This is a genomic window from [Mycobacterium] manitobense, assembly GCF_025821665.1.
In the GTDB taxonomy this organism is placed as follows: Bacteria; Actinomycetota; Actinomycetes; order Mycobacteriales; family Mycobacteriaceae; genus Mycobacterium; species Mycobacterium arseniciresistens.
This window is the reverse complement of the sequence record NZ_JACKSJ010000103.1, coordinates 1-482: the sequence shown is the minus strand read 5'-3', so window position 1 is coordinate 482 and position 482 is coordinate 1. Positions and strand designations below refer to the sequence as shown.

Below are 482 nucleotides of genomic sequence, written 5' to 3'. Positions count from 1 at the left end.
TGGTGATCGCCGGAGCGGTCGGCGGCGCCGCCGCCGAGGCGGTGCGGGGGGTGCTCGCCGAGCTCGGCGAGATGGAAGTGGTGCGCATCGCCATGCACCCCGGGTCGGTGCAGGGCTTCGGCCAGCTCGGCCGCAAGTCGTGGTGATCGCCGGAGCGGTCGGCGGCGCCGCCGCCGAGGCGGTGCGGGGGGTGCTCGCCGAGCTCGGCGAGATGGAAGTGGTGCGCATCGCCATGCACCCCGATGCGCCGGATCATCCAGGCCCGCACCCTGGCCCCGATCACCTCGGTGGCCGGCCGCAAGGGCTACCTGCGTGGTCAACTGATGCGCGATCAGGACACCGCCGGCCGCTGATCCGGATGTCGCTGGGGAAGCGTCAGCCGATGCGCCGGATCATCCAGGCCCGCACCCTGGCCCCGATCACCTCGGTGGCCGGCCGCAAGGGCTACCTGCGTGGTCAACTGATGCGCGATCAGGACACCG

1 pseudogene is annotated in these 482 nt (G+C 72.8%); it reads left to right on the top strand.

What is annotated here, in order from left to right:
• Window positions 1-482 (top strand): annotated as a pseudogene (locus H7I41_RS13300) (hypothetical protein); the annotation flags it as partial.